This is a genomic window from Luteimonas sp. KH_071 (assembly GCF_057838005.1).
In genome coordinates, this window is sequence record NZ_CM174458.1 from 2,835,437 (window position 1) to 2,860,400 (window position 24,964).

The 24,964-nt window shown below is 67.7% G+C and carries 28 protein-coding genes; 13 read left to right on the forward strand and 15 right to left on the reverse strand.

Annotation, left to right across the window (positions count from 1 at the left end; all coding sequences use genetic code 11):
* The 10 genes from AC3IRM_RS13085 (at position 1) to AC3IRM_RS13130 (ending at position 9,473) form a co-directional block, all read left to right on the forward strand.
* The gene (locus AC3IRM_RS13085; RefSeq protein ID WP_489203531.1) at positions 1-591 is read left to right on the forward strand and encodes a hypothetical protein; all 591 of its coding nucleotides are present in this window, start codon (positions 1-3) and stop codon (positions 589-591) included.
* A gap of 10 nt (positions 592-601) precedes the next feature.
* A complete protein-coding gene (locus AC3IRM_RS13090; protein WP_489203532.1) occupies positions 602-1,153 on the forward strand; it encodes a cob(I)yrinic acid a,c-diamide adenosyltransferase in 552 nt (183 codons plus the stop codon).
* Between the two features lie 3 nt (positions 1,154-1,156).
* Positions 1,157-2,110 carry a histone deacetylase family protein gene (locus AC3IRM_RS13095; RefSeq protein WP_489203533.1) on the forward strand — a complete coding sequence of 318 codons (954 nt, stop codon included), beginning with the start codon at positions 1,157-1,159 and terminating at the stop codon, positions 2,108-2,110.
* Positions 2,111-2,245: 135 nt separating this feature from the next.
* A complete protein-coding gene (gene lptD / locus AC3IRM_RS13100; protein ID WP_489203534.1) occupies positions 2,246-4,714 on the forward strand; it encodes an LPS-assembly protein LptD in 2,469 nt (822 codons plus the stop codon).
* Positions 4,711-6,030: a peptidylprolyl isomerase gene (locus tag AC3IRM_RS13105; RefSeq protein ID WP_489203535.1), complete on the forward strand. Its 1,320-nt coding sequence runs from the start codon at positions 4,711-4,713 to the stop codon at positions 6,028-6,030. Before lptD ends, AC3IRM_RS13105 begins: the two co-directional genes overlap by 4 nt.
* A gap of 1 nt (position 6,031) precedes the next feature.
* Positions 6,032-7,012: a 4-hydroxythreonine-4-phosphate dehydrogenase PdxA gene (pdxA, locus tag AC3IRM_RS13110; RefSeq protein ID WP_489203536.1), complete on the forward strand. Its 981-nt coding sequence runs from the start codon at positions 6,032-6,034 to the stop codon at positions 7,010-7,012.
* The gene (locus AC3IRM_RS13115) at positions 7,009-7,356 is read left to right on the forward strand and encodes a tRNA-binding protein (RefSeq protein ID WP_489203537.1); all 348 of its coding nucleotides are present in this window, start codon (positions 7,009-7,011) and stop codon (positions 7,354-7,356) included. Before pdxA ends, AC3IRM_RS13115 begins: the two co-directional genes overlap by 4 nt.
* 37 nt (positions 7,357-7,393) lie before the next feature.
* Positions 7,394-8,200 carry a 16S rRNA (adenine(1518)-N(6)/adenine(1519)-N(6))-dimethyltransferase RsmA gene (gene rsmA / locus AC3IRM_RS13120; protein ID WP_489205924.1) on the forward strand — a complete coding sequence of 269 codons (807 nt, stop codon included), beginning with the start codon at positions 7,394-7,396 and terminating at the stop codon, positions 8,198-8,200.
* A gap of 38 nt (positions 8,201-8,238) precedes the next feature.
* Complete coding sequence (gene apaG, locus AC3IRM_RS13125; protein WP_232115362.1) at positions 8,239-8,622, forward strand: Co2+/Mg2+ efflux protein ApaG; 384 nt, start codon at positions 8,239-8,241, stop codon at positions 8,620-8,622.
* On the forward strand, positions 8,622-9,473 hold the full coding sequence (locus tag AC3IRM_RS13130; protein ID WP_489203538.1) for a symmetrical bis(5'-nucleosyl)-tetraphosphatase: 852 nt from the start codon (positions 8,622-8,624) through the stop codon (positions 9,471-9,473). The genes apaG and AC3IRM_RS13130 overlap by 1 nt, the downstream gene beginning before the upstream one ends.
* 34 nt (positions 9,474-9,507) lie before the next feature.
* Here AC3IRM_RS13130 and AC3IRM_RS13135 read toward each other — a convergent pair whose 3' ends face one another.
* From AC3IRM_RS13135 to AC3IRM_RS13155, 5 genes are read right to left on the reverse strand one after another with little or no spacing between them, the layout of a single operon-like run.
* Entirely contained in the window at positions 9,508-10,041 is a 534-nt protein-coding gene (locus AC3IRM_RS13135) for a dihydrofolate reductase (RefSeq protein WP_489203539.1), read from the reverse strand.
* Entirely contained in the window at positions 10,038-10,832 is a 795-nt protein-coding gene (locus AC3IRM_RS13140; RefSeq protein WP_489203540.1) for a thymidylate synthase, read from the reverse strand. Before AC3IRM_RS13140 ends, AC3IRM_RS13135 begins: the two co-directional genes overlap by 4 nt.
* A gap of 34 nt (positions 10,833-10,866) precedes the next feature.
* Positions 10,867-11,766: a prolipoprotein diacylglyceryl transferase gene (gene lgt, locus AC3IRM_RS13145; RefSeq protein ID WP_489203541.1), complete on the reverse strand. Its 900-nt coding sequence runs from the start codon at positions 11,764-11,766 to the stop codon at positions 10,867-10,869.
* A 4-nt stretch (positions 11,767-11,770) separates the two neighbouring features.
* Positions 11,771-12,550, reverse strand: coding sequence for a TerC family protein (locus tag AC3IRM_RS13150; protein WP_489203542.1), 780 nt, complete (start codon positions 12,548-12,550; stop codon positions 11,771-11,773).
* A 55-nt stretch (positions 12,551-12,605) separates the two neighbouring features.
* The gene (locus AC3IRM_RS13155; protein WP_489203543.1) at positions 12,606-12,986 is read right to left on the reverse strand and encodes a diacylglycerol kinase; all 381 of its coding nucleotides are present in this window, start codon (positions 12,984-12,986) and stop codon (positions 12,606-12,608) included.
* 214 nt (positions 12,987-13,200) lie between these two features.
* Between AC3IRM_RS13155 and AC3IRM_RS13160 the strand changes: the two genes are divergently transcribed.
* Together AC3IRM_RS13160 and AC3IRM_RS13165 are read left to right on the forward strand one after the other, a co-directional pair.
* Entirely contained in the window at positions 13,201-13,914 is a 714-nt protein-coding gene (locus AC3IRM_RS13160) for an SGNH/GDSL hydrolase family protein (RefSeq protein WP_489203544.1), read from the forward strand.
* Positions 13,915-14,293: 379 nt separating this feature from the next.
* Entirely contained in the window at positions 14,294-15,517 is a 1,224-nt protein-coding gene (locus tag AC3IRM_RS13165) for a S8 family peptidase (protein WP_489203545.1), read from the forward strand.
* A gap of 60 nt (positions 15,518-15,577) precedes the next feature.
* Here AC3IRM_RS13165 and AC3IRM_RS13170 read toward each other — a convergent pair whose 3' ends face one another.
* The 5 genes from AC3IRM_RS13170 to AC3IRM_RS13190 form a co-directional block, all read right to left on the reverse strand.
* On the reverse strand, positions 15,578-16,813 hold the full coding sequence (locus AC3IRM_RS13170; protein ID WP_489203546.1) for an ABC transporter permease: 1,236 nt from the start codon (positions 16,811-16,813) through the stop codon (positions 15,578-15,580).
* Positions 16,810-17,571 carry an ABC transporter ATP-binding protein gene (locus AC3IRM_RS13175; RefSeq protein WP_489203547.1) on the reverse strand — a complete coding sequence of 254 codons (762 nt, stop codon included), beginning with the start codon at positions 17,569-17,571 and terminating at the stop codon, positions 16,810-16,812. Before AC3IRM_RS13175 ends, AC3IRM_RS13170 begins: the two co-directional genes overlap by 4 nt.
* A complete protein-coding gene (locus AC3IRM_RS13180; RefSeq protein WP_489203548.1) occupies positions 17,568-19,091 on the reverse strand; it encodes an efflux RND transporter periplasmic adaptor subunit in 1,524 nt (507 codons plus the stop codon). Before AC3IRM_RS13180 ends, AC3IRM_RS13175 begins: the two co-directional genes overlap by 4 nt.
* Before the next feature lie 116 nt (positions 19,092-19,207).
* Positions 19,208-20,521, reverse strand: coding sequence for a sensor histidine kinase (locus tag AC3IRM_RS13185; RefSeq protein WP_489203549.1), 1,314 nt, complete (start codon positions 20,519-20,521; stop codon positions 19,208-19,210).
* A gap of 22 nt (positions 20,522-20,543) precedes the next feature.
* On the reverse strand, positions 20,544-21,257 hold the full coding sequence (locus tag AC3IRM_RS13190; RefSeq protein ID WP_159680050.1) for a response regulator transcription factor: 714 nt from the start codon (positions 21,255-21,257) through the stop codon (positions 20,544-20,546).
* A gap of 149 nt (positions 21,258-21,406) precedes the next feature.
* Between AC3IRM_RS13190 and AC3IRM_RS13195 the strand changes: the two genes are divergently transcribed.
* Positions 21,407-21,751, forward strand: a complete 345-nt coding sequence (locus AC3IRM_RS13195) for a DMT family protein (RefSeq protein ID WP_310233138.1) — start codon at positions 21,407-21,409, stop codon at positions 21,749-21,751.
* Positions 21,752-21,862: 111 nt separating this feature from the next.
* Here AC3IRM_RS13195 and AC3IRM_RS13200 read toward each other — a convergent pair whose 3' ends face one another.
* The 5 genes from AC3IRM_RS13200 to nudE form a co-directional block, all read right to left on the reverse strand.
* The gene (locus AC3IRM_RS13200; RefSeq protein ID WP_489203550.1) at positions 21,863-22,165 is read right to left on the reverse strand and encodes an Mpo1-like protein; all 303 of its coding nucleotides are present in this window, start codon (positions 22,163-22,165) and stop codon (positions 21,863-21,865) included.
* A 66-nt stretch (positions 22,166-22,231) separates the two neighbouring features.
* Positions 22,232-22,555 (reverse strand): YnfA family protein, encoded by a 324-nt coding sequence (locus AC3IRM_RS13205; protein ID WP_489203551.1) that lies wholly within the window; start codon positions 22,553-22,555, stop codon positions 22,232-22,234.
* On the reverse strand, positions 22,552-23,337 hold the full coding sequence (mazG, locus tag AC3IRM_RS13210; RefSeq protein WP_489205925.1) for a nucleoside triphosphate pyrophosphohydrolase: 786 nt from the start codon (positions 23,335-23,337) through the stop codon (positions 22,552-22,554). The genes AC3IRM_RS13205 and mazG overlap by 4 nt, the downstream gene beginning before the upstream one ends.
* A 229-nt stretch (positions 23,338-23,566) precedes the next feature.
* Positions 23,567-24,391 carry a 3'(2'),5'-bisphosphate nucleotidase CysQ gene (cysQ, locus tag AC3IRM_RS13215; RefSeq protein ID WP_489203552.1) on the reverse strand — a complete coding sequence of 275 codons (825 nt, stop codon included), beginning with the start codon at positions 24,389-24,391 and terminating at the stop codon, positions 23,567-23,569.
* Positions 24,384-24,935 carry an ADP compounds hydrolase NudE gene (gene nudE, locus AC3IRM_RS13220; RefSeq protein ID WP_489203553.1) on the reverse strand — a complete coding sequence of 184 codons (552 nt, stop codon included), beginning with the start codon at positions 24,933-24,935 and terminating at the stop codon, positions 24,384-24,386. Before nudE ends, cysQ begins: the two co-directional genes overlap by 8 nt.
* Positions 24,936-24,964 lie beyond the last annotated feature (29 nt).

Sequence of the window (24,964 nt, forward strand, 5' to 3'; positions counted from 1 at the left end):
ATGACCGTCACCGCCCGCCGCGCCACGATTTTCGCCCTGCTGGCCGCGCTGATGGCCGCGACCCGGCTGCACCACTTCGGAGCGGTGCCCGATGCCTCGTGGGCGGTGTTCTTCATCGGCGGCTTCTATCTCGCCAACTGGCAGCGCTGGGCGTTTCCGGCGCTGATGGCGCTGGCGGTCGCGGTGGACTGGTTCGTCATCAATAGTCAGGGGCTGTCGTTCTGGCAGCACTACTGCGTGTCACCGGCCTACTGGTGCCTGGTGCCGGCGTATTTCGCGCTGTGGGCCGGTGGCGGTCTGCTGCGTCGCCGCCTGTCGGCGTCCGCGCCGGTTGCGATCGGCCAGCTGGTCGTCGCGCTCGTGGCCTCGGTCGCCATTTGCCATCTGCTGGCGCAGGGCAGCTTCTACTGGATCAGCGCCTCGGTCGCCGATCCGACCTTCGCGGGCTGGTGGAAAAACTACAGCGACTGGCTGCTGCCTTACCTGCGCGTCGCCGCGCTGTACGTCGGTGCCGCGGCGATGGCCCATGTGCTGCTGACGCGCGTGCTGCCGAAGCCGGCGACCGTCGTCCGCCCGCTGCGCGCCGACTGACGTCGCGCGGATGGGCAATCGCCTCTCGAAGATCTACACCCGTACCGGAGACGACGGCTCGACCGGGCTCGGCGACGGCGCGCGGGTCGGCAAGGACTCCTTGCGCGTCGCCGCCTACGGCACCGTCGACGAGGCGAACTCGACGATCGGCCTGCTGCTGGCCGCCGACGTGCCGGACGACATCCGGGATCTGCTGACGACCGTCCAGCACCAGCTGTTCGATCTCGGCGGCGAGCTGTGCATCCCCGGCCACGCCGCGATCGAGGATGCCGACATCGAGCGCCTCGAACAGCAACTCGACCATTACAACGACGACCTGCCGCCGCTCAAGGATTTCATCCTGCCCGGCGGCGGCGAGGCGGCGGCCCGCTGCCATATCGCCCGCACCGTGGTGCGCCGCGCCGAGCGCGAGTCGGTGGCGCTGTCGCGGGTCGAGGACGTCCGCCCGCAGGCGGTGCGCTATCTGAATCGCCTCTCGGACCTGCTGTTCGTGCTGGCCCGGGTGCTGGCACGCGCCAGTGGCCACGGCGAAGTGCTGTGGCACCACACGCGGCGGCGCTGAGCGATGCACCATCCGGTCGGCTTCGACAGCGGTGACCAACGGCGGGTGCCGGTGTTCTCGCATCCGAGCCTGCTCGACCACGACACCGGCCCCGGCCATGCCGAGCGCCCGGAGCGACTGGCCGCGGTCATCGAAGCGCTGCGTGCAGCCTTCCCGGATCTCGATCTCCGCAAGGCGCCGCCGGCCACCCGCGGGCAACTGCTGCGCGTCCATGACGCCTCGCTGCTCGCGACCATTCTCGACGCCCAACCGACCGGCCGCATTCCGCTCGACAGCGACACGGTGCTCTCGCCGGGCTCGGCCCAGGCCGCGCTGCATGCTGCCGGCGCCGGCGTGGCAGCGGTGGACGCCGTCCAGGGCGGCAGCGAGCGCCGGGTGTTCTGCGCCGTCCGCCCGCCCGGCCACCACGCCACCGCCGACATCGCGATGGGCTTCTGCCTGTTCAACAACATCGCCGTCGCCGCCGCGCATGCACTCGACCGCTATGGCCTGACCCGGATTTCGATCGTCGACTTCGACGTGCACCACGGCAACGGGACCCAGGCGATCTTCGAAGCCGAACCGCGCGTGCAGTACGTCAGCTCGCACCAGTTGCCGCTGTTTCCAGACACGGGCCGACGCGATGAACGCGGGGTGGGCAACATCGTCAATGTGCCGCTGCCTCCGGGCACCGGCAGCCAGCGCTTCTGCGAGGCCTGGCGGGAACGGCTGCTGCCCGAGATCGACGCATTCGCCCCCCAGCTGCTGATGATCTCGGCGGGATTCGACGCCCACTGGCGCGACCCGCTGGCCCAACTGCAGCTCGACGCCGAGGATTTCGGCTGGCTGACCGGTGAACTCGTCGCGCTCGCCGAACGGCACTGCGAGGGGCGGGTCGTGTCGATGCTGGAAGGCGGCTACGACCTGCAGGCGTTGCGCGAAAGCAGCGTCGCCCATCTGCGCGCGCTGATCGGCTGAGGCGTCCGTTGTTGCGCTTTCCGCCTACCGGAAAGCGTCGATACCGCAGGTGAACGGGGCTTATGGAGGCCGCATTGCTGCTGCCCTGTGGATCGGTCATGCTGGCGCCCGTTTTTCCCGCTGAACGGATCGACCGTGCGCACAGCCCTCCGCCTGCTCCCCCTGCCGTTCTGCATCGCGGTTTCGCTGTCCGCTCACGCCGACGAACGGCTTCGTCCAAGCTACTGGGCACTGTGTCCGATCGAAGACGCGGTACCTGCCTTCACTGACGCCCAGGCCCCGGTCGGTACGGTCGAGCAGCGCGAAGCACAGCCTACCGACATCGATGGCGACGCCTTCGACGGCCTGGCGGGTGTGGACAGCGACTTCACCGGCAATGTCACCGGCAACGTCACCCTGCGTCGCGGCGACCAGTTCCTGGGCACGGACGATCTGCAGTTCTCCCAGGACGACGGCACCTTTGTCGCCGACGGCAACGTGCGCTACCAGGACCGCGGCATGCGCATCGTCGCCGACCGGGTGGAAGGCGACACGATCGCCGAGTCCTATCGCATGGACAGCGTGCAGTACCAGCTGACCGCACGCCGCGGCAACGGCGGCGCCGACCACATCCGCATGGACGGCACCGTCGGCGCACTGCTCGGGTCCACCTACTCGACCTGCACCCCCAGCGACCGCTGGTGGGAACTCAAGGCTGGCCGGATCGACATCGACACCGACATGGGCATGGGCACCGCGCGCAACGCGACCCTGCGCGTGGGCAAGGTGCCTGTGCTGTACGTACCCTGGTTCCGGTTCCCGATCGACGAGCGCCGCCTGTCGGGCCTGCTGTTCCCGCGCATCTCGCAGTCCGGTCGCAACGGCTTCGACTACACCCAGCCGATCTATCTCAACCTGGCGCCGAACTACGACATGACGCTCGAGCCGCGCTTCATGAGCAGGCGCGGCGTGCAGTTGGGCACCGAGTTCCGCTTCCAGACCGACCGGACGCGCGGCGAGCTCGACGTCGCTTACCTGCCGTCGGACAAGCTGGCCAGCCGCGAGCGCGAGCTGGAAGAGGAGCAGGTGCCCATCGTCGAGAACCGGCGCAAGGCCGACCGCGCGTTTCTCGGTTTCGGCGGTTCGCTGGACATCAATCCCACCTGGCAGGGCCGCGCCAACCTGACCTGGATGAGCGATCCGCGATATCTCGAGGATTCGAGCAACAACGTCGACGGCATTTCCTCGGTCAGCGCGTTGAGCCAGATCGGCGTGTTCGGCCAGGGCTCGTCCGGCGACCGCGGCTACTGGAACGCGAGCGTGCTGGGCGACTACCAGCTGCTGACCGACTACACGCTCCCCGAATCGGTCCTGCCCTACAACCGCCTGCCGCACGCCTCGTTCAGCTGGCAACGCCCGTACGGCAACTGGATCAATGCCGGCGTCGACACCACCGCGACGCGGTTCGCGCATCTCGACGATGCCGCGCGTCCCGGTGGCACACGCCTCGACCTCAAGCCCTACATCTCGCTGCCGTTCGAGGGCGCGGCTTGGTTCGTGCGGCCCACACTGGCGTGGCGCCACACGAGCTACGCGCTCGATCGCGCGCTGACCGACCAGATCGCCGAGCAACGTGCGCGTGCCGAACTCGGCATTCCGGGCAACGTGGCGGTGCCGGCCGATACGCTGGCGCTCTACCGCAACAGCTCGCCCAGCCGCAGCCAGCCGATCGGCTCGATCGATGCCGGGCTGTTCTTCGACCGCAACACCAGCTGGCGCGGCGAGGAATATCTGCACACCCTCGAGCCGCGGCTGTTCTACCTGAACTCCCCGTTCCGCGACCAGTCCGCGCTGCCGCTGTTCGACACCACCCCGCTGACGTTCGGCTGGGGCCAGCTGTTCCGTGACAACCGCTATTCGGGCGCCGATCGCCAGGCGGATGCCAACCAGGTGACGATGGCGGTCAGCACGCGCCTGATCCGCGAGTCGGACGGCCGGGAGAAGCTCTCGGCCAGCCTGGGCCAGATCGTCTATCTGTCCGACTCCCGCGTCGCCATTCCCGGCGAGGCACAGGTCGAACAGGGCCGCTCGGCCTGGGTCACCGACGCGACCTACGCGATCAACGATCGCTGGACGGTCAGCGCCGGGTACCAATGGGATCCCAAATTCCGCCGCGAGGACCTGATGTCGCTGCGGACGCGGTATCTGATCGGCGACGAGGGCATCGTCAACTTCGCGTACCGCCGTCGCGCGGACCTGATCGAGCAGGCCGACCTGTCGTTCCTGTATCCGATCAGCCCGGCCTGGAGCGTGGTCGGCCGCTATTACTACTCGTTCACCGACAACCGGCTGCTCGAAGCGGTGGCCGGCGTGCAGTGGGACAGCTGCTGCCTTGCGGCGCGTGTCGTCGGCCGTCGTTACCTGCGCAACCGCCAGGGCGAGCTGAACAACGCCATCATGTTCGAACTTGAACTGAAGGGTCTGGGCTCGGCCGGACCCAACACGGAAGACCGTTTGCGCCGTGCTATTCTCGGTTATTACCGCGACGACCTCTATCTCGTGCCGCCGTCGGAGCTGCGCAACAGCGACGACGATGAGACCCTGACCCCCGGCCTGAGCCAATGAAGACACTGATCTATTCCCTCGCGGCCGCTGCCGCGCTGTTCGCGTCGACTGCGCACGCGCAGGACCTCCAGCCGCTGGACCGTATCGCCGCCGTCGTCGACGAGGACGTGATCCTCGCCAGCGAACTCGAACGCGCCGTGACCAACATCCGGGGCCAGTACGCGACCCGCCAGGACCAGCTGCCGCCGCAGGAAATTCTCGAGCGCCAGGTGCTCGAGCGCCTGATCACGATGCGCCTGCAGACCGCGAACGCGCAGCGCACGGGCGTCCGCATCAGCGACCAGGAAGTCGACCAGGCGATCGCAGCGATCGCCCAGCAGAACAACTTCTCGATCGAGCAGCTGCGCCAGCAGCTGGCGGGCGACGGCATGTCGTTCGACGATTTCCGCACCTCGCTGCGCGAAGAGCTGATGATCCAGCGCATGCGTCAGCGTTTCGCCCAGACCCGCATCTCGGTCAGCGACGCGGAAGTCGATGCGGCGTTGTCGGCCGAAGCCACCGGTGCGCAGTACCGCCTCGCCCATATCCTGGTGGCGCTGCCGGAAGGCGCGACGCCGGAGCAGATCCAGACCGGCCAGCAGAAGATCGACGGCATCAAGTCGCTGCTCGACCGCAACGAGATGGAATTCTCGGCAGCGGCCGTGCGCTACTCCGACAGCCCGAACGCGCTGGAAGGCGGCGATCTGGGCTGGCGTCGCGCGGACGAGATCCCGTCCGCCTTCGCCACGGCGGTCACCGGCCTGCAGCCTGGCCAGACGATCGGTCCGATCCGTGGCCCGAGCGGTTTCCAGATCCTGCAGTTGGTCGATCGCCGTGAAGCCGCGCAGTCGGCAGATACCGGTTCGGTCACAGAATTCCAGGCGCGCCACATCCTGATCCGCAGCGCGCCGGGTGACGATGCCGCCGCCAAGGGTCGCGCCGACAGCCTGCGTGCCCGCCTGGTCGGCGGTGCCGATTTTGCCGAGGTGGCCCGCGAGAGCTCCGAGGACAACGCGACCAAGGCCAACGGCGGTGATCTCGGCTGGTTCACCCAGGACGAGTTCGGCCCGGACTTCGGCAGCCAGGTCGCCGCGATCGGCGATGGCGACGTCTCCGAGCCGTTCCGCACCCAGGCCGGCTGGCACATCGTGCAGCGCCAGGCGACGCGTCAGAGTGCCGGCAACGACAACAACCGTCGTGCCCAGGCGCGCGAGGCCATCGGCCAGCGCAAGCTCGAGGACGAATGGGACCGCTACGTGCGCGAACTGCGCGGCGAAGCGTATGTCAGCGTCCGCATCGGTCCGAACCGCGATCCCGAGATCGGCAGCGGCGGCTGATATGCGACCCGTCCGGCTGGCGCTGGTCCCGGGCGAACCGGCCGGCGTCGGACCGGAACTGTGCGTGCGTGCCGCCTGGCACGCCTGGGACTGCGACCTCGTCGCCATCGGCGACCGTCCCACCCTGCAGCGCGCGGCCGATGCGATCGGCCTGTCGATCGACTTCACCGACGCGGAAACCGTCGATGTGCCGCCCGGCACGCTGCGCCTGATCGAACTGCCGCACGCTGCGGCCACCCCGTTCGGAACGCCCGATCCGCGGAATGCGCGCAGCGTGCTCGACGGGCTGCTGCACGCCGCCGCAGGCTGTCGGGATGGGCGCTTCGATGGCATGGTCACCGGCCCGGTGCACAAGGCGGCGATCAATGCCGGCGGCGTGCCCTATACCGGCACCACCGAACTGCTGGCCCACGATGCCGGCTGCGATGTCGTGATGATGCTGGCCAACCCGACGCTACGGGTCGCGCTGGCGACCACACATCTGCCGCTGCGGGCCGTGCCCGATGCGATCACCGCACCGCTGCTCGAGCGCGTGCTCGACATTCTGGACACGGCGCTGCGTACGGACTTCGGCATCGCCGCACCACGCATCGCCGTGCTCGGGCTCAATCCGCATGCGGGCGAAGCCGGGCATCTCGGCTGTGAGGAAATCGACACCATCACGCCGGCACTCGACCGCCTGCGCGCGCGCGGCCTGATGCTCGAAGGCCCACTGCCGGCGGATACCGCGTTCCTGCCCGCGCGTCTGGCCAATGCCGACGCGGTGCTCGCGATGTATCACGACCAGGGCCTGCCGGTGCTGAAGTACAGCGGCTTCGAGTCCGCGGTGAACCTCACCCTCGGCCTGCCCTATCCGCGTGTCGCCGTGGATCACGGCACCGCGCTGGAACTCGCCGGCACCGGCCGCGCCGATCCGTCCAGCCTGTTCGCCGCGATCGCGCAGTGCACCGCGCTCGGTCGCAACCGCAGGTCTGCTGCGTGAGCACGGACGACACGATCGGCTGGGACGACTTCATGCGGGTCGATATGCGGGTGGGCCGCGTCGTGTCGGCCGAGCCTTTTCCGGAAGCGCGACGACCCGCCTGCATCCTCCAGGTCGATTCCGGCCCCGAGCTCGGCGTGCGCAAGTCCAGCGCGCAGATCACCGCGCACTACACGCCCGAGGCGCTCATCGGCCGGCTGGTGGTGGGCGTGGTCAATTTACCGCCCAGGCAGATCGGACCGCTGATGTCCGAGTGCCTCGTGACCGGCTTCCATGATGTCGACGGCCAGGTGCGCCTGTGCATGCCCGACGGCGACGTCGCGCCCGGCGCCCGCCTGCTGTGATCTCCCTTTCCATACATCCTGGCTTGACCACACGATGATGCGTTCCCCTGCCGCACCCGGCGCGTTCTCCGAGCCGCCGAAAAAATCCCTCGGCCAGAACTTCCTGCACGAGCGCGGCGTCGTGGATCGCATCGTGCTCGCGGTGAATCCACAGCCGGGCGAGCGGCTCGTCGAGATCGGGCCCGGCCAGGGCGCGATGACGTTTCCGCTGCTCAAGCGTCACGGCGCGCTGACCGCGATCGAGTTCGACCGCGATCTGCTCGAGCCGCTGAAGCTGCAGGCTGCGGCACATGGCGAACTGGAACTGATCCACGCGAACGTGCTCGACGTCGACTTCACCGCGCTCGCGGGCGACGCGCCGATCCGCCTTGTCGGCAACCTGCCCTACAACCTGTCGTCGCCGATCCTGTTCCACGCGCTGGACCACGCGGCGGTCGTCACCGACATGCATTTCATGCTGCAGAAGGAAGTCGTCGAACGCATGGCGTCGGGCCCCGGCAGCAAGGTCTATGGCCGCCTGAGCGTGATGCTGCAGGCCTACTGCGAAGTGACGATGCTGTTCGTCGTCGGCCCCGGCGCATTCCGTCCGCCGCCGAAGGTGGATTCGGCCGTCGTGCGCCTCAAGCCGCGTCCGGCCGACACCGTCGGCATCGACGATGCCCGCCGCTTCGCCGACATCGTGCGCGCCGCATTCGGTCAACGCCGCAAGACGCTGCGCAATGCGCTGTCGACGCTCATGGACAGCGATGCGATCACCGCTGCCGGCATCGATCCGCAGCTGCGCGCCGAGCAGCTCGCGGTCGCGGATTTCGTGCGTCTGGCGAATCATCCGGTCACAACGTAGTCGAAGCATTCATGGCCTGCGGATACACTGTCTCCAGCATGGACGAGACAGCCGACTACACCCTCGAGATCCAGATCGCGACGCGCTTCCTCGATGAGGAATCGACGCCCGACGACGACCGCTACGTGTTCGCCTATACCATCCGCATCCGCAACACCGGCCGCCTGCCTGCGCAGTTGATGGCCCGCCACTGGGTCATCACCGACGCCAACGGACGGACCGAGGAAGTGCACGGCGATGGAGTGGTCGGCGAGCAGCCGCGACTGGAGCCTGGCGAAGCTTTCACCTACACATCGGGCGCCGTGCTCTCGACGGCGGTCGGCACGATGGAAGGTTCCTACGACATGGTCGGCGATGACGGAGCGCAGTTCGATGCGCCGATTCCGCCGTTCACGCTCTCCATTCCGCGAACCCTGCACTGATGGCCGTCTGGGCGATCGGCGACCTGCAGGGCTGCTATGGGCCGACACAACGACTGCTGGAGGCGATCCGCTTCGATCCGGCGGTCGATCGCCTGTGGTTCTGCGGTGACCTGGTCAACCGCGGCGGCGAATCGATCGAGACACTGCGGCTGGTGCATTCGCTGCGCGACAACGTTGTCAGCGTGCTCGGCAACCACGACCTGTCTCTGCTGGCGATCGCCGAACGGCGCGAGGAAGACCAGCGCAAGGTCAACGCCGACCTGCAGGGGGTGCTGTTCGCGCACGACCGCGATGCGCTGCTCGACTGGCTGCGCACGTGTCCCCTGCTGCACGTCGACCGCGAACTCGGCTGGATGATGCTGCACGCGGGTCTGGCGCCGCGCTGGGATGTCGAGCTCGCGCAGCGCCATGCGCGCGAGATCGAGAACAAGCTGCGCGGTCCGGGCTACAAGAAGCTGCTGCGCAACATGTACGGCGATCGCCCCGCGTGGTCACCGAACCTGACCGGCTACGACCGCGACCGCGCGATCATCAATGTGTTCACGCGCATGCGCTACTGCTCGCCGCGCGGGCGGATCGCGTTCGAGGAGAAGGGGATGCCCGGCACCCAGCAGCCCGGCATCTATCCCTGGTACGAAGTGCCCGGACGCGCCGAGCGCGACCTGAAGATCGTCTGCGGCCACTGGTCGACGCTGGGTCTGTTCCTCGGCATGGGCGTTCATGCGCTCGACACGGGCGCGGTCTGGGGCGGCAAGCTCACCGCACTGCAACTCGATGCCGAGACGTTGCATCTGGTACAGGTGCCTGGCCGCGACGTCTCCGGCCTGCCGCCGCGGAAGATCCAGGCCTGACCTCCGTCCACGCGCCGCATCTGCGCCGCGTGGATCAGGCGCGGCGGTACTCGACGAAATCGAAGGCGTGTGCATGACGCGCATCGGCGCCATGCCGCGTACGCGAGACCTCGCGCCACGTCGCGGTATCCCAGACAGGGAAGAACGCATCAGCGCCATCCACCGCCGCGTCGACGTGGGTCAGCTGGAGTACGTCCGCCTGCGCCAAGGTCAACCCGTACACCTCGCCGCCACCGATGACGCACAGCTGCGGCGCATCTTCTGCGTTCGCCGCCGCGATCGCCTCGTCGAGCGTCGCCACAGCCTGCATGCCGGCGAACGGCACGCGCCCACTACGGGTCAGTACGAGATTGGTCCGCCCGGGTAGCGCGCGACCCAGCGATTCGGCGGTGCGCCGCCCCATCAGCACCGGCTTGCCGAGCGTCAGTGTCTTGAAATGGCGGAAGTCGTCGGGCAGATGCCAGGGCATCGCGTTGCCACGGCCGATCGCACGATTACGGTCGAGGGCTGCGACAAGGACCAGCGCAGGCCCGTCCATTCGCCTCACAGTGCCGCGCACATCACTCATACCGCGATCGGCGCCTTGATCGCCGGTGCGGGATCGTAGCCCTCGATCGCGATGTCCTCGAAACGGAAGCCGAACAGATCGGTGACGTCCGGATTGAGCCGCAGTGTGGGCAGCGCGCGTGGCGTGCGGGTCAGCTGCTCGCGCGCCTGGTCGAAGTGGTTCGAATACAGGTGCGCGTCGCCCAGCGTGTGCACGAAATCGCCGACGCCCAGTCCGCACACCTGCGCCACCATGTGGGTCAGCAGCGCGTAGCTGGCGATGTTGAACGGCACGCCGAGGAAGATGTCGCCGCTGCGCTGGTAGAGCTGGCAGCTGAGCTTGCCGTCGACCACGTAGAACTGGAACAGCGCATGGCAGGGCATCAGCGCCATCTCCGACAGCTCGCCGACGTTCCAGGCACTGACCACCAGACGACGCGAATCGGGATTGCGGCGGATCTCGTCGACCAGCCACTGCATCTGGTCGATCGTGCGGCCGTCGGCCGTCGTCCAGCGCCGCCACTGCTTGCCGTAGACCGGACCCAGTTCGCCGTCGGCGTCGGCCCATTCGTCCCAGATGCTGACCTTGTTCTCGCGCAGATAGGCGACGTTGGTGTCGCCCTGCAGGAACCACAGCAGCTCGTGGATGATCGAGCGCAGGTGCAGCTTCTTGGTCGTCACCAGCGGGAAGCCGGCATTGAGGTCGTAGCGCATCTGCCAGCCGAACACGCTGCGCGTGCCGGTGCCGGTGCGGTCGGACTTCTCCGCGCCGTGCTCGAGCACGTGCTGCAGCAGATCGAGGTACTGCTTCATCGCGATCTCCGGATCATGCGGACACTGGCGCCGCTTACTTCGTCTCGACGGCGGCCGCGGGCGGCACCGGCTGCAGGGTCGGCGCGGTGCGCGACTTCCACAGCAGGAACAGGCCCAGCGCGATCAGCGGCAGCGACAGCACCTGGCCCATGGTCAGCCAGCCGAACGCCAGATAGCCGAGCTCGGCATCGGGCACGCGGACGAACTCGACGACGAACCGGAACACACCGTAGAGCAGCGCGAACAGGCCCGACACCGCGTAGCGCGGCCGCGGCTTGCGCGAGTACCACCACAGCACCGTGAACATCACCAGGCCCTCGAGAAACGCCTGATAGAGCTGCGAGGGATGGCGGGCGAATTGGTCCAGCGCGCCGGTCGCGAACTCGCTCTGCAGCCGTTCGGCCGACCAGCCGCGGAAGGCGGGATCGGTCGGGAACACCACGCCCCAGCCTGCCTGCGTGTACTTGCCCCACAGTTCCGCGCCGATGTAGTTGCCGAGGCGGCCGAAGCCCAGACCCGGCGGCACCCAGGGCGCGACGAAGTCCATGACGTCGAAGAAGTGCAGCCCCTGCCTGCGCGTCCACCACCAGGCCGCGACCAGCACGCCGAGCAGACCACCGTGGAAGCTCATGCCGCCGTCCCAGACCTTGAACAGCATCAGCGGGTTCTGCAGCAGATCGCCGAAAGCATAGAACAGCACGTACCCGACGCGGCCGCCGAGAATCACACCCAGGATGCCGTAGAACAGCAGATCGCCGAACTGTTCGACATCCACGCCCGGCAGGCGCCCGGCGCGGATGCGGCTGCGACCCAGCAGCCAGGCGACACCGAAGGCCAGCAGGTACATCACGCCGTACCAGTGCACCGACGGATGGAAGGCGCCGATCTGCGGAAGCTGCAGCGCGATCGGATCGATCTGGTGGAGGATGGTCATCGGATCAGCGCGGCAGCGGGTGGGTCGGCTCGTCCACCGGCGGCGTGGGCTCGCCGCGCACACGCATCGCGTTGCGCTTGGCCCACAGGTTCAACAGCTCGACCGCGGCCGAGAAGCCCATTGACCCGTAGATGTAGCCGCGCGGGATGTGGATGCCGAAGCCGTCGAGCATCAGGTACACGCCGATCAGCACGATGAAGGCCAGCGCGAGCATCTTGACCGTCGGATTGGCGTCGATGAACCGGCCCAGCGGCTGGGCCGCCAGCAGCATCACCGTCACCGCGATCAGGATCGCGGCGACCATCACCGGGATGTAGTCGCCGGCCATGCCGACCGCCGCAATCACCGAGTCGAGCGAGAACACGATGTCGATGACCGCGATCTGCGCGATCACGGTACCGAACGAGGCCACCGCTTTCCCGGTCGCGCCATGCGCTTCGGGGTCTTCGCCCTTGACCTGCTCGCGGATCTCCATCGCACCCTTCACGACCAGGAACAGGCCGCCGAGGATCAAGATCAGGTCCCGCACGGAGATCGCGCGGCCGAACAGCTCGAACAGCGGATCGGTCAGGCGCGCCAGCCAGGCCAGCGTCAGCAACAGGCCGATGCGCGTGATGCAGGCCACGGCGATACCGAACTTGCGCGCAAACTCGCGCTTCTCGACCGGCAGCTTGGCGACCGCGATCGAGATGAAGACCAGGTTGTCGATGCCGAGCACGATCTCGATCGCACTGAGCGTGATCAGCAGGATCCAGACCTGCGGGTCGGTAAGCAATTCCATCATGGGGGAGACATCCTCATTGAGATTCGATCGGTTCGGCGCCCGGCGGCTGCCACGCTCACAACCAGCGCGGCAGCAGGATCAGGCCCCACACCAGCAGTACATTGACCATCGTGACGAACACCGCGGCCGAGCCCATGTCCTTTGCCCGACCCGCGAGTTCGTGGAATTCAGCGCCGTAGCGCTCGATCACGGCTTCGATCGCCGAGTTCAGCAGCTCCACGGCCAGCACCAGCAGGCAACTGCCGAGCAGGAGCGCGCGTTCCACACCATCGGCGCCGAGCCAGATCGCGACCGGCGCGAGCACCACCAGCAGATACACCTCGAGCCGGAACGAGGACTCGTGGAGCCACGCCGCACGCAAGCCCTGGCAGGACCACACCGTGGCCTTGAGCATGCGTCCGAAGCCGCGCGGGCGATGACCGATCCCGTCCGCCATCACTCACCGGGCCCGTCGAACGGCACGACGGGCGGAGCGCGCCAGGCTGAAGCCATGCGCGGGCCGCGGAACAGTCGGTGACATGGGGGCCGGGGCCGTCGGGCAGTCGCGTTCCGTCAATTCTGACACATCACCCGCATGGCGACCGCGCCACGGGTTTGCATTGCCGGGCGGCGACTGTTTGACTGACCGGCGGATTTTCCAGGAGCCTTCCATGCGTATTCGCAATTTCTCCCGCCGCTGCCAGGCCCTGTGCGCGAGCGCGCTGCTCGTCGCCGGACTGCTGGCGGGCTGCGCGACCGGTGCCGGTATCCCCGCCGATCTGGATCCGGTGTCCTCCCCCGAGTGGGCCAACGACATGGCGCGCTTCGCCGCGGAGGATGCCGCGACGCCGCCACCGGAACGCCCCATCGTCTTCACCGGCAGCTCTTCGGTGCGCATGTGGGAGACGCTGGCGACCGATTTTCCGGAGGCGACCGTACTCAATCGCGGCTTCGGCGGCTCGCAGGTGCGTGACGCGATCTGGTATGCCGACGAGATCGCGCTGCGCTACAGGCCTCGGCAGATCGTGCTGTATGCGGGAGACAACGATATCGCTGAAGGCCGCTCGGCCGCCCAGGTACTTGCGGACACGCAGGTCTTCGTCACCCGCATCCGCGCCACCCAGCCGGGCACCCCGATCGCCCTGCTCGGCATCAAACCCAGCCCCTCGCGCGCCAACCTGTTGGACGTCCAGCGCGACGCCAACGCTGCGCTGCGCGACTGGGCCGCGACCCAGCGCAACGTGACCTACATCGATGTGTTCACCCCGATGCTCGACACCAACGGCGTGCCCCGGGAAGACCTGTTCATCGCCGATCGCCTGCACATGAACGCCGCCGGTTATGCAATGTGGCGGGAGATCATCGGGCCGTATCTGGTGCGCTGACCCGGAGGTCAGGCGCCCTCCAACAGCTGCCAGCCGGCACGTGCACCGCGGACGCGGTCGCGGCCAGCTGATGCTTCATCGCGGGCCGCACGTTGCGTCTCGATGCAGGCCGCCTGTGGATCCGACATCTGCGGCCTCGATACGCTTTGCTGATCCTGCGCGATGCGAATGATTCCCTTTTTTTGTTAAACCGTTTACAGCCGTATTTTCGCGGCTTGACGCACATTCGGAGCGGGCATCGGTTGTGGAGGCCGCCCTGTTCATTGACACGTGCAAACGTCCCCGCCAGCGTCGGGCGACCGGTGCGGCGCGCAAGCGCGCCGCGAGGCACAGGAACAGGGGACCTACCGCGACACCACCCTTCATCAAGGAATCCACGATGACCCACAAGCGCCTGCTCGTTCTTGCCGTTGCCAGCGTCCTTGCCTCCCCCGCGTTCGCCGCGGAGCTGCGCAAGGTCGACAATGCGATTCCCGGCCAGTACATCGTCGTCTTCAACAGCGACGAGATCCGCGAACGCGTCGATTCCGACCGTCTCGCGGGCCGCCTCGACAAGGCCCTTGTGGCGTCGCCGGACGCCGCCATCGCTGCCGAAGTCGAGAAGCGCGTCGTCGACGTCGCCGCGCAGCACGATCTGAAGGTCTCGCAGCTCTATACCCATGCACTCCACGGCATGGTCGTCACCGCCGACAACAGGAAGCTGGCCCGGCTGCTCAACGATCCGCGGGTCGCGTTCGTCGAGGAAGATGGCTACGTCGAACTGTCGGCCACGCAGACCGGGGCGACCTGGGGTCTGGACCGCGTCGACCAGCGCGACCGGCCCTTGAATGGCACCTACGTCTACGATCCGCTGGCCGCCAACGTACGCGCCTACATCATCGACAGTGGCATCCGCAGCGGACACACGCAGTTCGGCACGCGCCTGCTGTCGGGCTACTCGGCCATCAACGACGGCAACGGCACCAGCGACTGCAACGGCCACGGCACGCACGTCGCCGGCACGGTCGGCGGTACGACCTGGGGCGTCGCCAAGCAGGTGCGTCTGGTGCCGGTGCGCGTCTTCGGCTGCACCGGCGGCAGTGCCAACTCGACGATCATCGCCGGCATCGACTGGGTGCGCGCCAACCGCGTCCTGCCGGCGGTCGCCAACATGAGCCTCGGCGGTCCGGCTTCGAGCGCGACCGACACTGCGACCAACAACCTGATCAACAGCGGCGTCACCGTCGTGGTCGCGGCCGGCAACAACAATGGCGCCAATGCCTGCAACTACTCGCCGGCGCGCGTGGCGAACGCGGTGACGGTCGGCTCGACGACCTCCACCGATGCCCGGTCCTCGTTCTCCAATATCGGCAGCTGCGTGAACATCTTCGCGCCGGGCAGCTCGATCACCTCGGCCTGGTCCACCAGCACGTCTGCGTCGAACACCATCAGCGGCACCTCGATGGCTTCGCCGCATGTGGCCGGCGCCGCGGCGCTGTACCTGACCAACAATCCGTCGGCCTCGCCGGCGACAGTTCGCAACTGGCTCTACAGCAACTCGACCCCGAACCGGGTCAGCAATCCCGGTACAGGCTCGCCGAACCGCCTGCTCTACACGCGCTGATCGCGCGGACGTAAGAGAAAAAAAAGGGCGCCTTCGGGCGCCCTTTTTTTCTCGCGGACTCTACTGCTGCCGCAGCGCATCGATCGGATCGAGTTCCGAGGCCTTGCGCGCCGGGTAGTAGCCGAAGAACAGGCCGGTCGCGACCGAGAATCCTGCGGCCAGCAGCACGATCTGGCTGTTGAGCGCGGTCGGCAGATCGCTGAAGCGGCCAACGAGCAAGGCGCCGCCCACACCGATCGCGATACCCAGCACGCCGCCGCCGAGTGAGAGCAACATGGCTTCGGCGAGGAACTGGCGACGCACATCGCGCGGCCCCGCGCCGACCGCCATGCGCAGGCCGATTTCGCGGATCCGCTCGGTCACCGACACCAGCATGATGTTCATGATGCCGATGCCGCCGACGATCAACGAGATCGTCGCGACCGCGCCCAGCAGCAGCGACATCAGCCGCGTGGTCGCGGTACGCGTGGCGACGATCTCGGCGATGTTGCGCACGCTGAAGTCGTCCTCCGCGCCCGGCGCGATGCGGTGACGTTGCCGCAGCAGCGCTTCCACCTCGCCCTGCACATACGGCAGGTCGTCGGCATTGCCGACCGTCAACGCGATCTGCATCACCGCGCCGGCCGGCATGCCCATCGCACCGAGCAGGCGCCGGCGCCCGGTCTCGAGCGGCACCATCATCACGTCGTCCTGGTCCTGGCCGAAGCCACCCTGCCCCTTCGGGTTCAGCACCCCGACCACCGTGAACGGCGTGCGGCCGATACGCACCGTCTGGCCGACACCGCTGTCTTCGCCGAACAGTTCGCGCCGCACGGTCTCGCCGATGATCACGTTCTTGCCGGCGCCGCTGTAGTCCTGCGGCTCGAAGCCCGAGCCGTCGACAATCGTCCAGCCGTTGATCTCGAAGAAGTCGGGCTGCACGCCCTGCCAGCTGCTGGCCCAGTTCTTCTCGGCGAACACGATCTGGCTGTTGCCGCGCAGCGAACCCGAGACCAGCTGGACTTCGGGAATCTCGCCGCGGATCGCTTCGGCGTCGCCCTCGTTCAACGTGAAGAAACTGCTGCCAGCCTGACGCGCGCCGCCGGTCGTGCGCCGCGAACCTGGCGAAATGTCGAGCCGCTGCGAACCGAGACCCGACACCATGCGGTCGATCTCCGCCTGTGTGCCCTGGCCCACCGACACCATGATGATGACCGCGGCGATGCCGATGATCACGCCGAGCGAGGTCAGTGCGCTGCGCATCCAGTTGCCGCGCAAAGCGAAGATCGCGGTGCGCAGGACGTCGAGATAGGTCATGACGCGGCTCCAGTCTGGGCGTGCGCGGCGCGTGTGTCGTAGGGGCCTTCCTCATGCAGCTCGCCGTCGCGCATGACGAACGTGCGGTCGGCATGCGCGGCGACTTCGGGATCGTGGGTGATCAGCACCACCGTGTGGCCGTCGTCGCGCAGGCGCTTGAACAGGCTGAGGATCTCCTCACCGGTCTTGGTGTCGAGCGCGCCGGTCGGCTCATCGGCGAGCAGCACCGGTGGCCGGTTGATCAGCGCGCGCGCGATCGCCACACGCTGCTGTTGACCGCCCGACAGTTCGCTCGGGCGATGCGTGCCGCGATTCTCCAGACCGACCGAAGCCAGCGCCTCGCGTGCGCGGTCGGCGCGTTCCTCGTTCGGCACGCGCGCGTAGCCGAGCGGCATCGCGACGTTCTCCAGCGCGGTCATGCGCGGCAGCAGGTTGAAGCCCTGGAACACGAAGCCGATCTTGTCGCGGCGCAGCTCGGCCAGTTCCTCGCGGCCGAGCGTAGCGACGTCGATGCCGTCACACAGGTATTGCCCGCCGGTCGGCGTGTCGAGGCAGCCGACCAGATTCATCAGCGTCGACTTGCCCGAGCCAGACGGGCCCATGATCGCGACGAACTCGCCGTGGGCGATCGACATGTGCACGCCCTTGAGCGCGACGACTTCGGCTTCGGTACCGGCCGAATAGATCTTCTCCAGGCCGCGGGTCTCGATGACCGGCGGCCGGACGCCGGCCTGCGTCGGAGCTGCAGTCGCGCTCATCGGGCCGCCGCGCGCTCGCCGGTGACGATCAGATCGCCCTCCGACACGCCACCCGATGCCTCGGTCATGCTGCCGTCGCTGGCACCCAGGCGCACCGGCACCGCTTCCCGGCGCCCGTCGACCAGACGGTAGACGGTGACGCGCGTCGCGCCGACGGTCGACGCCAGCGTGCGGTTCCACTGCGCGCGCTGGTTCGCGTCGAGCGTCGCCGTGAAGCCGGCAAAGGTCTGCTGGAAGCGATCCATCATTCGCTGGCGGATCTGCGCCTGGACGCTCGGATCCGCACCGCCGCCGCCCATCGTCATGCCCGGCGGAGGTCCACCGCCGGCGTTGCCGCGCTGCCCGCCCGGCGCGCCACCGGGACGCGGCGCCTGCTGACGCTCGCGCATCGCGGCGAGCGCGCTGTCGAACGCGGCCTGCTGCGGCGCGGTGAGCTGCATCGCTTCGGCGGCCGCGGCCAGATCGTCGACCAGTCCGCCGCCGCGTGGCGCGCTGCCGCCTTCGGGACGCGCGACCGCGGCAATGTCGGCCGCGTCCGCGGGCCGGTAGCGCAGCGCGGCGTTGGCGATCTTCAGTACGTTCTCGCGATTGCTGACTTCGATCTCGGCGTTGACCGTCAGGCCGGGCAGCAGCGTGCCGTCGGCGTTGTCCACCGCGACGACAACCGGGTACGTCACCACGTTGTTCGTCGTCGTCGCCGCCAGGCGCACCTGCTCGACGGTGCCGTTGAAGCGGCGGTCGTTGAACGCGTCAGCCGTGAAGGTCACGGTCTGGCCCACCTGCACCTGGCCGATATCCGCTTCGTCCACCGCCAGTTCGATGCGCATCTTGCGCAGGTCCTCGGCGATGGTGAACAGCTCCGGCGCCTGCAGGCTCGCCGCGACCGTCTGACCGGGTTCGATCGAGCGCGTGAGGATCGTGCCGTCGACCGGCGAGCGGATCACGGTGCGCTCCATGTTGATCCGCGAGGTCTGCGTCGATGCGGTCTGCTGCACGATCTGCGCCCGCGCCGACGTCGCCTGGGCGGTCGCCTGGTCGAGCGCGGCGCGCGCCAGATCGACATCGCTGCGCGCGACCAGCTGCTGGCCGGCGAGCGATGCCTTGCGGTCGTAATCGAGCTGCGCGTTGCGCAGCGTCGCCTGCGCCTGCGTCAGCGACGCACGTGCGCTGTTGATCTGCGCCGCGCCCTGTTCGATCTGTGCCTGGAAGGTCGCTGGATCGATGCGCGCCAGCACCTGCCCCTGCTCGACGGGATCGTTGAAATCGACCAGAACCTCGGTGATCTGGCCCGACACCTGGCTGCCGACGACCACCGTCGACGTCGCGCTGAGCGTACCGGTCGCCGAGATCACTACGCGGATGTCGCCGCGCTCGACGGGCGTCGTGCGCCAGGCATCCTCTGCACCGGCTGCGTTGCGCTGGGACCAGAACCACAGGCCGCCGGCGACGACGGCCGCGATCACGATGACGGGCACGAACCGCGGGATGGCGCGGCGACGGGGCTGGGAACGGGTCGACATATGTCTGGTCTTGAAGGGCAACTGGAGACGCTAACGCATCGCGTGGCGTGGAGTTGACCGGGACACGGATTTTTTGATGTCTGACCCGCAGATCGCCGACATGCGTCGGCAGGGGTTCAGACCAGGCGGTCGCCCAGCACGATCGTGACTGTGGTGCCTTCGTCAGGCGTGCTGTCGAGCGCCACCGGCCACCCGAAGCGCGTGCCCAGGCGACGCACGATCGACAGGCCGATGCCTTTGCCGGACTGCGAGAAGGGATCGGCGCGGTAGAACGGATCATAGACGCGCTTGAGCACGTCGGGGGTCATGCCGATGCCGGTATCCCGGACAATGATGCGGTCGTGATCGATGACCACTTCAACCCCGCCGGCTTCGGTGAAGGCCCAGCCGTTGCGCAGCAGATGCCCGATCATGACGCCGAGCACTCGTGGGGGCGCATCGAGACGGGGACGCGCCTGGATGTCGAGCGTCAACGCCAGCTGCTTGCCGTCGAACAGCGGTCTCACCTTGTCGAGTTCCTCTTCGACCACCTCGACCACATCGAATATCTCGCTCTGCGGCATGACGCCGCGCTCGCGCGCCAGCACCAGCAGCGCGTCGATCACCGCTTCCATGTCCTGCGTGGCGCGGCGGATGCGCAGCAGCGGTCGTTGCTGGTGCGGCGGCGTCGCGGGATCTGCCGCGATCATGTCGCTGGCGACGCGGATCACCGTGAGCGGGGTACGCAGCTCGTGGCTGGCGTCGCGGGTGAACTCGCGCTCGCGTCTCACGAACGCGCCGATGCGATCGCCAAGTCCATGCAGCGCACTGGTCAGCGCCTGCGCTTCGCACCCCGCGTCATCCTGCGTACTCAGTGCGGCAGGCACCCCGTCGTCGTCGTCGGAGGGATTCCAGCGCCCGACTTCGTCCGCAAGCCGGTGGATCGGCAGCACCATGCGTTTGGAGGTGCGGTACGTCATCCACGAGACGACGAACATGGTCGCCATCATCAGCAGCGCGAGACCGCCGGCAGCCAGCGCGAGGATGCGATCGAACAGAGACAGCGACGCGGCGAGGTACAGCGTGCCGGCCTCGCGCCGGTCGACCAGCAGTACGCCCTCGGTGTCGCGTCTGGTCGAGAACCCCTCCGGCGCACCCTTGAACCACAGCAGGTTGGCGACGGCGCGATCGCCGCTGATGATCGCCTGCAGCTCGCCGCCTCCGGCAGGCATGAAATACCCCTGCAGATTCACCCCGAACGGCGGCGGATAAGACGCGTCGGTAGCCTTGGCTTGCCACCAGCCGTCGGCCTCGGCCTGCAGCCACTGCCGCGCGACGACCTCGCGGCCGATGAAAGCCGCGGTCATCACGCAGACGATCAGCGTCATCCCGGCGATCACCGCCTGGAACGTGAACGCATCACGGATGCGGTTGGGAAGCCCCTGGGGCATGGTCAAGCGTCGCGTCGTCGGCTCAGGCCGGCGACTGCTCGATGTCGGCGATGCGATACCCGGCGCTCTGTACCGTGTGCAGCAGCTGCTTGTCGTAGGGCTTGTCGATGATCTTGCGCAGGTTGTAGAGATGGCTGCGCAGGGTGTCGGAGTCGGGCAGGCTGTTGCCCCAGATCTCGCGTTCGATCTCCTGACGGTTCACCACACGCGGCGATTCGCGCATCAGGATCGTCAGCAGCTTCATGCCGATCGGCGAAAGCTGCAGCTCGGTGCCGCCGCGCGTGGCGCGCATGCTGGCCGGGTCGAGCACCAGATCGGCGACCTTGAGCACTTCCGAACCCACCTGACGACGCTCGCGGCGGATGAGTGCGCGCAGGCGCGCTTCCAGTTCCTGGATCGCAAAAGGCTTGGTCAGATAGTCGTCGGCGCCCGAACTCAGGCCGGTCAGCTTCTCGTCCAGGGTGTCGCGGGCGGTCAGCATCAGCACCGGCGTCGACTTGCGCGCGTCCTCGCGCAGACGCTTGCAGACCTCGATGCCGTCGAGGCGCGGCAGCATCAGGTCGAGGACAATGACGTCATAGTTGTTCTCGGTGGCCAGACGATAGCCGTCCAGTCCATCGGCGGCGTAATCGACCTCGAAGCCACGACCTTCCAGATACTCGCCGACCATCTCGGAAATGTTGCGGTTGTCCTCGACGATGAGGACGAGGCCTCCGGGTTCCTGACCTGCGCGCATGAAACGACTCCGTGGCTGGGTGCGTGTGGATTAAGGTTTGTGAATTTCCCATTTTCGCAGTGCAGGATTTGTGAAGATTTCGTGGATCGACCGCGCCACAGCGGGCTTTTCGCTACGATTTGCGCCTTTCCCCTCTCCGGAACCAGGCCATGCCCGGCTACGAGCGCTATCTGCCCATCCTGCTGCTGGTGGGCTCGAACATCTTCATGACGTTCGCCTGGTACGGGCACCTGAAGTACCGCAGCGTGCCGATCCTGACGGTCATCGTCGTCAGCTGGGGCATCGCCTTTTTCGAGTACATGCTGATGGTGCCCGCGAACCGGATCGGCGCGGCCGTCTACTCGGCGCCGCAGCTCAAGGGCATGCAGGAAGTGATCACCCTGCTGGTGTTCGCGGGCTTCTCGACCTGGTATCTGGGCCAGCCGCTGAAGTGGAACCACTGGGCGGGGTTCGCGCTGATCGTGGTCGCGGCCTGGCTGATTTTTCTGGAGTAGCCCCGCGCGCCCGAGAGCACCCTCACCCCGCCACCCGCCATGCGGGTGGTCCTCCCCTCTCCCGGAGGGAGAGGGGCATTGGCGCGCTCCGCCTTCGGCGGTAGCGATTCTTCAGAAGGGGATGCGGCCGGTCAGGATGTCCTTGAACATCACCCAGTCGCCGATGAAGGAATAGACCGGGTGCTTGAACGTGGCCGGCCGATTCTTCTCGAAAAAGAAATGCCCCACCCACGCGAAGGCGTAGCCGCAGACCAGCGCGGCCCAGAGCCACATCGCATTGCGCTGCCAGATCGCCACGCCGATCAGCGCGAGCACCCCGCAGCTGCCGATGAAATGCAGGCGTCGCGAGACCGGATGCGCGTGCTCGCCAAGATAGAACGGATAGAACTCGCGGAAGCTGGCGAAGCGGCGCATGCGTTCTCCCAGAGCAGACGGCGTCCGCGCCATTGATCGCACCGGCGCCTGCCGGCGTCAACCGCTTCAGGCGCTGCGCGGCGCGAACATGATCACCGCCATGCCCGCAAGACACAGCATGGCGCCCAGCAGATCCCAGCGGCCCGGCGCGATGCCGTCGACCCGCCACAGCCACAGCAGCGCGACCGCGACATAGACACCACCGTAGGCCGCGTACACGCGTCCCGACGCGGTGGGATGCAGGGTCAGCAACCACACGAACGCCGCCAGCGCCGCGGCCGCCGGCAACAGCAGCCAGGCGCTGCCGTCCTTGCGCAGCCACAACCACGGCAGATAGCAGCCGACGATCTCGAAGAGGGCGGTGGCGACGAACAGCAGCAGCGTTTTCAAGGCTCTCGCTCGGCCTGCTTGGCGCGGTTCCAGTACGTGTCCTGCGCGTCCAGCGACTGGCCGGCGAGCGCGCTGCCGTCGGCATCGGCCATTGCTTCCATCGCGCGGAACCGGCGCTCGAACTTGTGGTTCGCACGTCGTAATGCCGCGCCGACATCGACCCTGGCGTGGCGCGCGAGATTGGCCGCGACGAACAGCAGATCGCCGAGCTCTTCTTCCAGCCGGCTTTGTGCCGCGGCGTCATCCGGATCGGCCGCCACCGCGTCGAATTCCACCCGGACCTCGTCGATTTCCTCGTGCAGCTTGTCGATCACCGGCCCGGGACCCGGCCAGTCGAACCCCACGCGCGCGGCGCGCGCCTGCAGTTTCACCGCGCGCTGCCACTCGGGCAGTCCGCGTGCGATGCCGGCGAGCGCCGACGTGTCCGTCTCGCCCGCCGCAGCGCGCTCCTCGCGCTTGATGGCGTCCCAGTTGCGCAGCACCGTCTCGGCATCATCGGCGGAGACGTCGCCGAAGATGTGCGGGTGCCGGCGGATCATCTTGTCGCTGATCGCGTCGACGACATCACCGAACGCGAACGCGCCCTGCTCCTGCGCCATCTGCGCGTGGAAGACGACCTGCAGCAGCAGATCGCCGAGCTCATCGCACAGACCGGGCAGATCGCCGCGGTCGATCGCATCGGCGACCTCGTAGGCCTCCTCGATCGTGTACGCGGCGATGGATGCGAAATCCTGTTTGACGTCCCAGGGGCACCCGTTCTGCGGATCACGCAGGCGCGCCATGATGTCGAGAATGCGATGGATATCGCCGGGTGCATCAGTCACATCGGACTCCTGGATAACGGGCGCGTATCGCCTCGATCGAGGCGGGTCATTGTAGGAGCGCGCTTGTGCCTGCATCCCGTTTTCGGGGGCGCGCGATGCCAGCCTCGACGGTGGTGTCAGGGCCGCATCCGCGCGCGCGTGCCTGCAGGACCTCGGCGCGGCGTGCGCGATACGCGAACGCAGAGACTCAGGCTGCGAGCCACTCGCGCCACGGCAGCGCCGGATCAACCAGCGCGATGAAATCGCCGTTGAGGATCGTGTCGCGCTGGTTGTATCGGAACGGCCGCCCCTGGAGGTCGAGTACCGCGCCGCCGGCACCTTCGAGAATCGCCTGACCGGCCGCGGTATCCCACTCGCTGGTCGGGCCGAAGCGCGGATAGACATCCATGCGGCCTTCGGCGAGCCGGCAGAACTTCAGCGACGAACCGAGCGGCACCGGCGTGACATCACCGATCCGTTCGAGCAGCGCCGTCGTGCGCGGGTCGCGATGCGAGCGGCTTGCGGCCACACGTAGCGTCACGGGCGCCGCAGGATCGTGCCGCGGCGCCTGCAGCACGGTGTCGCGTTCGCCTTCGCGGACGAAGGCGCCATGGCCGGGCGCGCCGTGCCACAGCGCGCCGGTCACCGGCGCCTGGATCACGCCGAATACCGCGACGCCGTTTTCGATCAACGCGATGTTGACCGTGAACTCGCCATTGCGCTTGACGAACTCGCGGGTGCCGTCGAGCGGATCGACCAGCCACATCCGCGTCCACGTTCTGCGCAGCGCGGCCGGCACTGCAATGGCGGACTCTTCGGAGACGATCGGAATGTCCGGTGTCAGCGCACGCAGGCCGTCGACGATGACGCGATGCGCGGCCAGATCGGCGGCGGTCACCGGGCTGGCGTCGGCCTTGCGGTCGACATCGAAGTCTTGCGCGTAGACGGCGAGGATCGCATCGGCTGCGGCGCGGGCGATCGCGATGACGCCATCGCGGACCGTCGCGGTGACGGGCCCGGCGGCGTCAGCCACCGTGGTGGCGCAGCCAGTCGCGGACGATGAACAGTGCAGCGATCGAACGGCCTTCGGAGAACTCGTCGAGCAGGATGAGCTCGTGCAGCGCATCGAGTTTCCACGGCACCACGTCGAGCTCTTCGGGCTCGTCGCCGGCCAGACGCTCCGGATACAGATCGCGGGCGATGACCAGCGTCGCCTGATGGCTCATGTACTGCGGCGCCAGCGAGATCGACCGCAGCGCTTCGACACGGCGCGCGCCGTAGCCGATCTCTTCCTTGAGTTCGCGGTTGGCGGCCTCGAGCGCGGACTCGCCGGCATCGATGCGGCCCTTGACCAGGCCCAGTTCATAGCGGTGGAAGCCCGCAGCGTACTCGCGCACCAGCAGTACGGTGTCGGCGTCCAGCATCGGCACCACGATCACCGCGCCATGGCCACGGCCGTGCAGGCGTTCGTACAGGCGCCGCTCGCCGTTGGAGAACTCCAAGTCGAGCCGCTCCATGCGGTAGAGCGCCGCGTCGTGCTCGGTGACCTCGTGAATGGTCGGCAGCGTCTTGCTCATGCGGGCACGCGCCCGTCTGCACGGTGGCC

Coding starts and splice junctions, on each gene's coding strand:
- AC3IRM_RS13160 (WP_489203544.1), top strand. CDS start 13,201: ATGCGTATTCGCAATTTCTCCCGCCGCTGCCAGGCCCTGTGCGCGAGC.
- apaG (WP_232115362.1), top strand. CDS start 8,239: ATGGACGAGACAGCCGACTACACCCTCGAGATCCAGATCGCGACGCGC.
- AC3IRM_RS13095 (WP_489203533.1), top strand. CDS start 1,157: ATGCACCATCCGGTCGGCTTCGACAGCGGTGACCAACGGCGGGTGCCG.
- AC3IRM_RS13140 (WP_489203540.1), bottom strand. CDS start 10,832: ATGAAGCAGTACCTCGATCTGCTGCAGCACGTGCTCGAGCACGGCGCG.
- AC3IRM_RS13175 (WP_489203547.1), bottom strand. CDS start 17,571: ATGAGCGCGACTGCAGCTCCGACGCAGGCCGGCGTCCGGCCGCCGGTC.
- pdxA (WP_489203536.1), top strand. CDS start 6,032: ATGCGACCCGTCCGGCTGGCGCTGGTCCCGGGCGAACCGGCCGGCGTC.
- AC3IRM_RS13165 (WP_489203545.1), top strand. CDS start 14,294: ATGACCCACAAGCGCCTGCTCGTTCTTGCCGTTGCCAGCGTCCTTGCC.
- AC3IRM_RS13155 (WP_489203543.1), bottom strand. CDS start 12,986: ATGGCGGACGGGATCGGTCATCGCCCGCGCGGCTTCGGACGCATGCTC.
- AC3IRM_RS13200 (WP_489203550.1), bottom strand. CDS start 22,165: ATGCGCCGCTTCGCCAGCTTCCGCGAGTTCTATCCGTTCTATCTTGGC.
- AC3IRM_RS13105 (WP_489203535.1), top strand. CDS start 4,711: ATGAAGACACTGATCTATTCCCTCGCGGCCGCTGCCGCGCTGTTCGCG.
- rsmA (WP_489205924.1), top strand. CDS start 7,394: ATGCGTTCCCCTGCCGCACCCGGCGCGTTCTCCGAGCCGCCGAAAAAA.
- mazG (WP_489205925.1), bottom strand. CDS start 23,337: ATGGCGCGCCTGCGTGATCCGCAGAACGGGTGCCCCTGGGACGTCAAA.
- AC3IRM_RS13085 (WP_489203531.1), top strand. CDS start 1: ATGACCGTCACCGCCCGCCGCGCCACGATTTTCGCCCTGCTGGCCGCG.
- AC3IRM_RS13130 (WP_489203538.1), top strand. CDS start 8,622: ATGGCCGTCTGGGCGATCGGCGACCTGCAGGGCTGCTATGGGCCGACA.
- AC3IRM_RS13090 (WP_489203532.1), top strand. CDS start 602: ATGGGCAATCGCCTCTCGAAGATCTACACCCGTACCGGAGACGACGGC.
- AC3IRM_RS13170 (WP_489203546.1), bottom strand. CDS start 16,813: ATGACCTATCTCGACGTCCTGCGCACCGCGATCTTCGCTTTGCGCGGC.
- AC3IRM_RS13185 (WP_489203549.1), bottom strand. CDS start 20,521: ATGCCCCAGGGGCTTCCCAACCGCATCCGTGATGCGTTCACGTTCCAG.
- lgt (WP_489203541.1), bottom strand. CDS start 11,766: ATGACCATCCTCCACCAGATCGATCCGATCGCGCTGCAGCTTCCGCAG.
- AC3IRM_RS13150 (WP_489203542.1), bottom strand. CDS start 12,550: ATGATGGAATTGCTTACCGACCCGCAGGTCTGGATCCTGCTGATCACG.
- AC3IRM_RS13190 (WP_159680050.1), bottom strand. CDS start 21,257: ATGCGCGCAGGTCAGGAACCCGGAGGCCTCGTCCTCATCGTCGAGGAC.
- AC3IRM_RS13180 (WP_489203548.1), bottom strand. CDS start 19,091: ATGTCGACCCGTTCCCAGCCCCGTCGCCGCGCCATCCCGCGGTTCGTG.
- AC3IRM_RS13195 (WP_310233138.1), top strand. CDS start 21,407: ATGCCCGGCTACGAGCGCTATCTGCCCATCCTGCTGCTGGTGGGCTCG.
- nudE (WP_489203553.1), bottom strand. CDS start 24,935: ATGAGCAAGACGCTGCCGACCATTCACGAGGTCACCGAGCACGACGCG.
- AC3IRM_RS13135 (WP_489203539.1), bottom strand. CDS start 10,041: ATGAGTGATGTGCGCGGCACTGTGAGGCGAATGGACGGGCCTGCGCTG.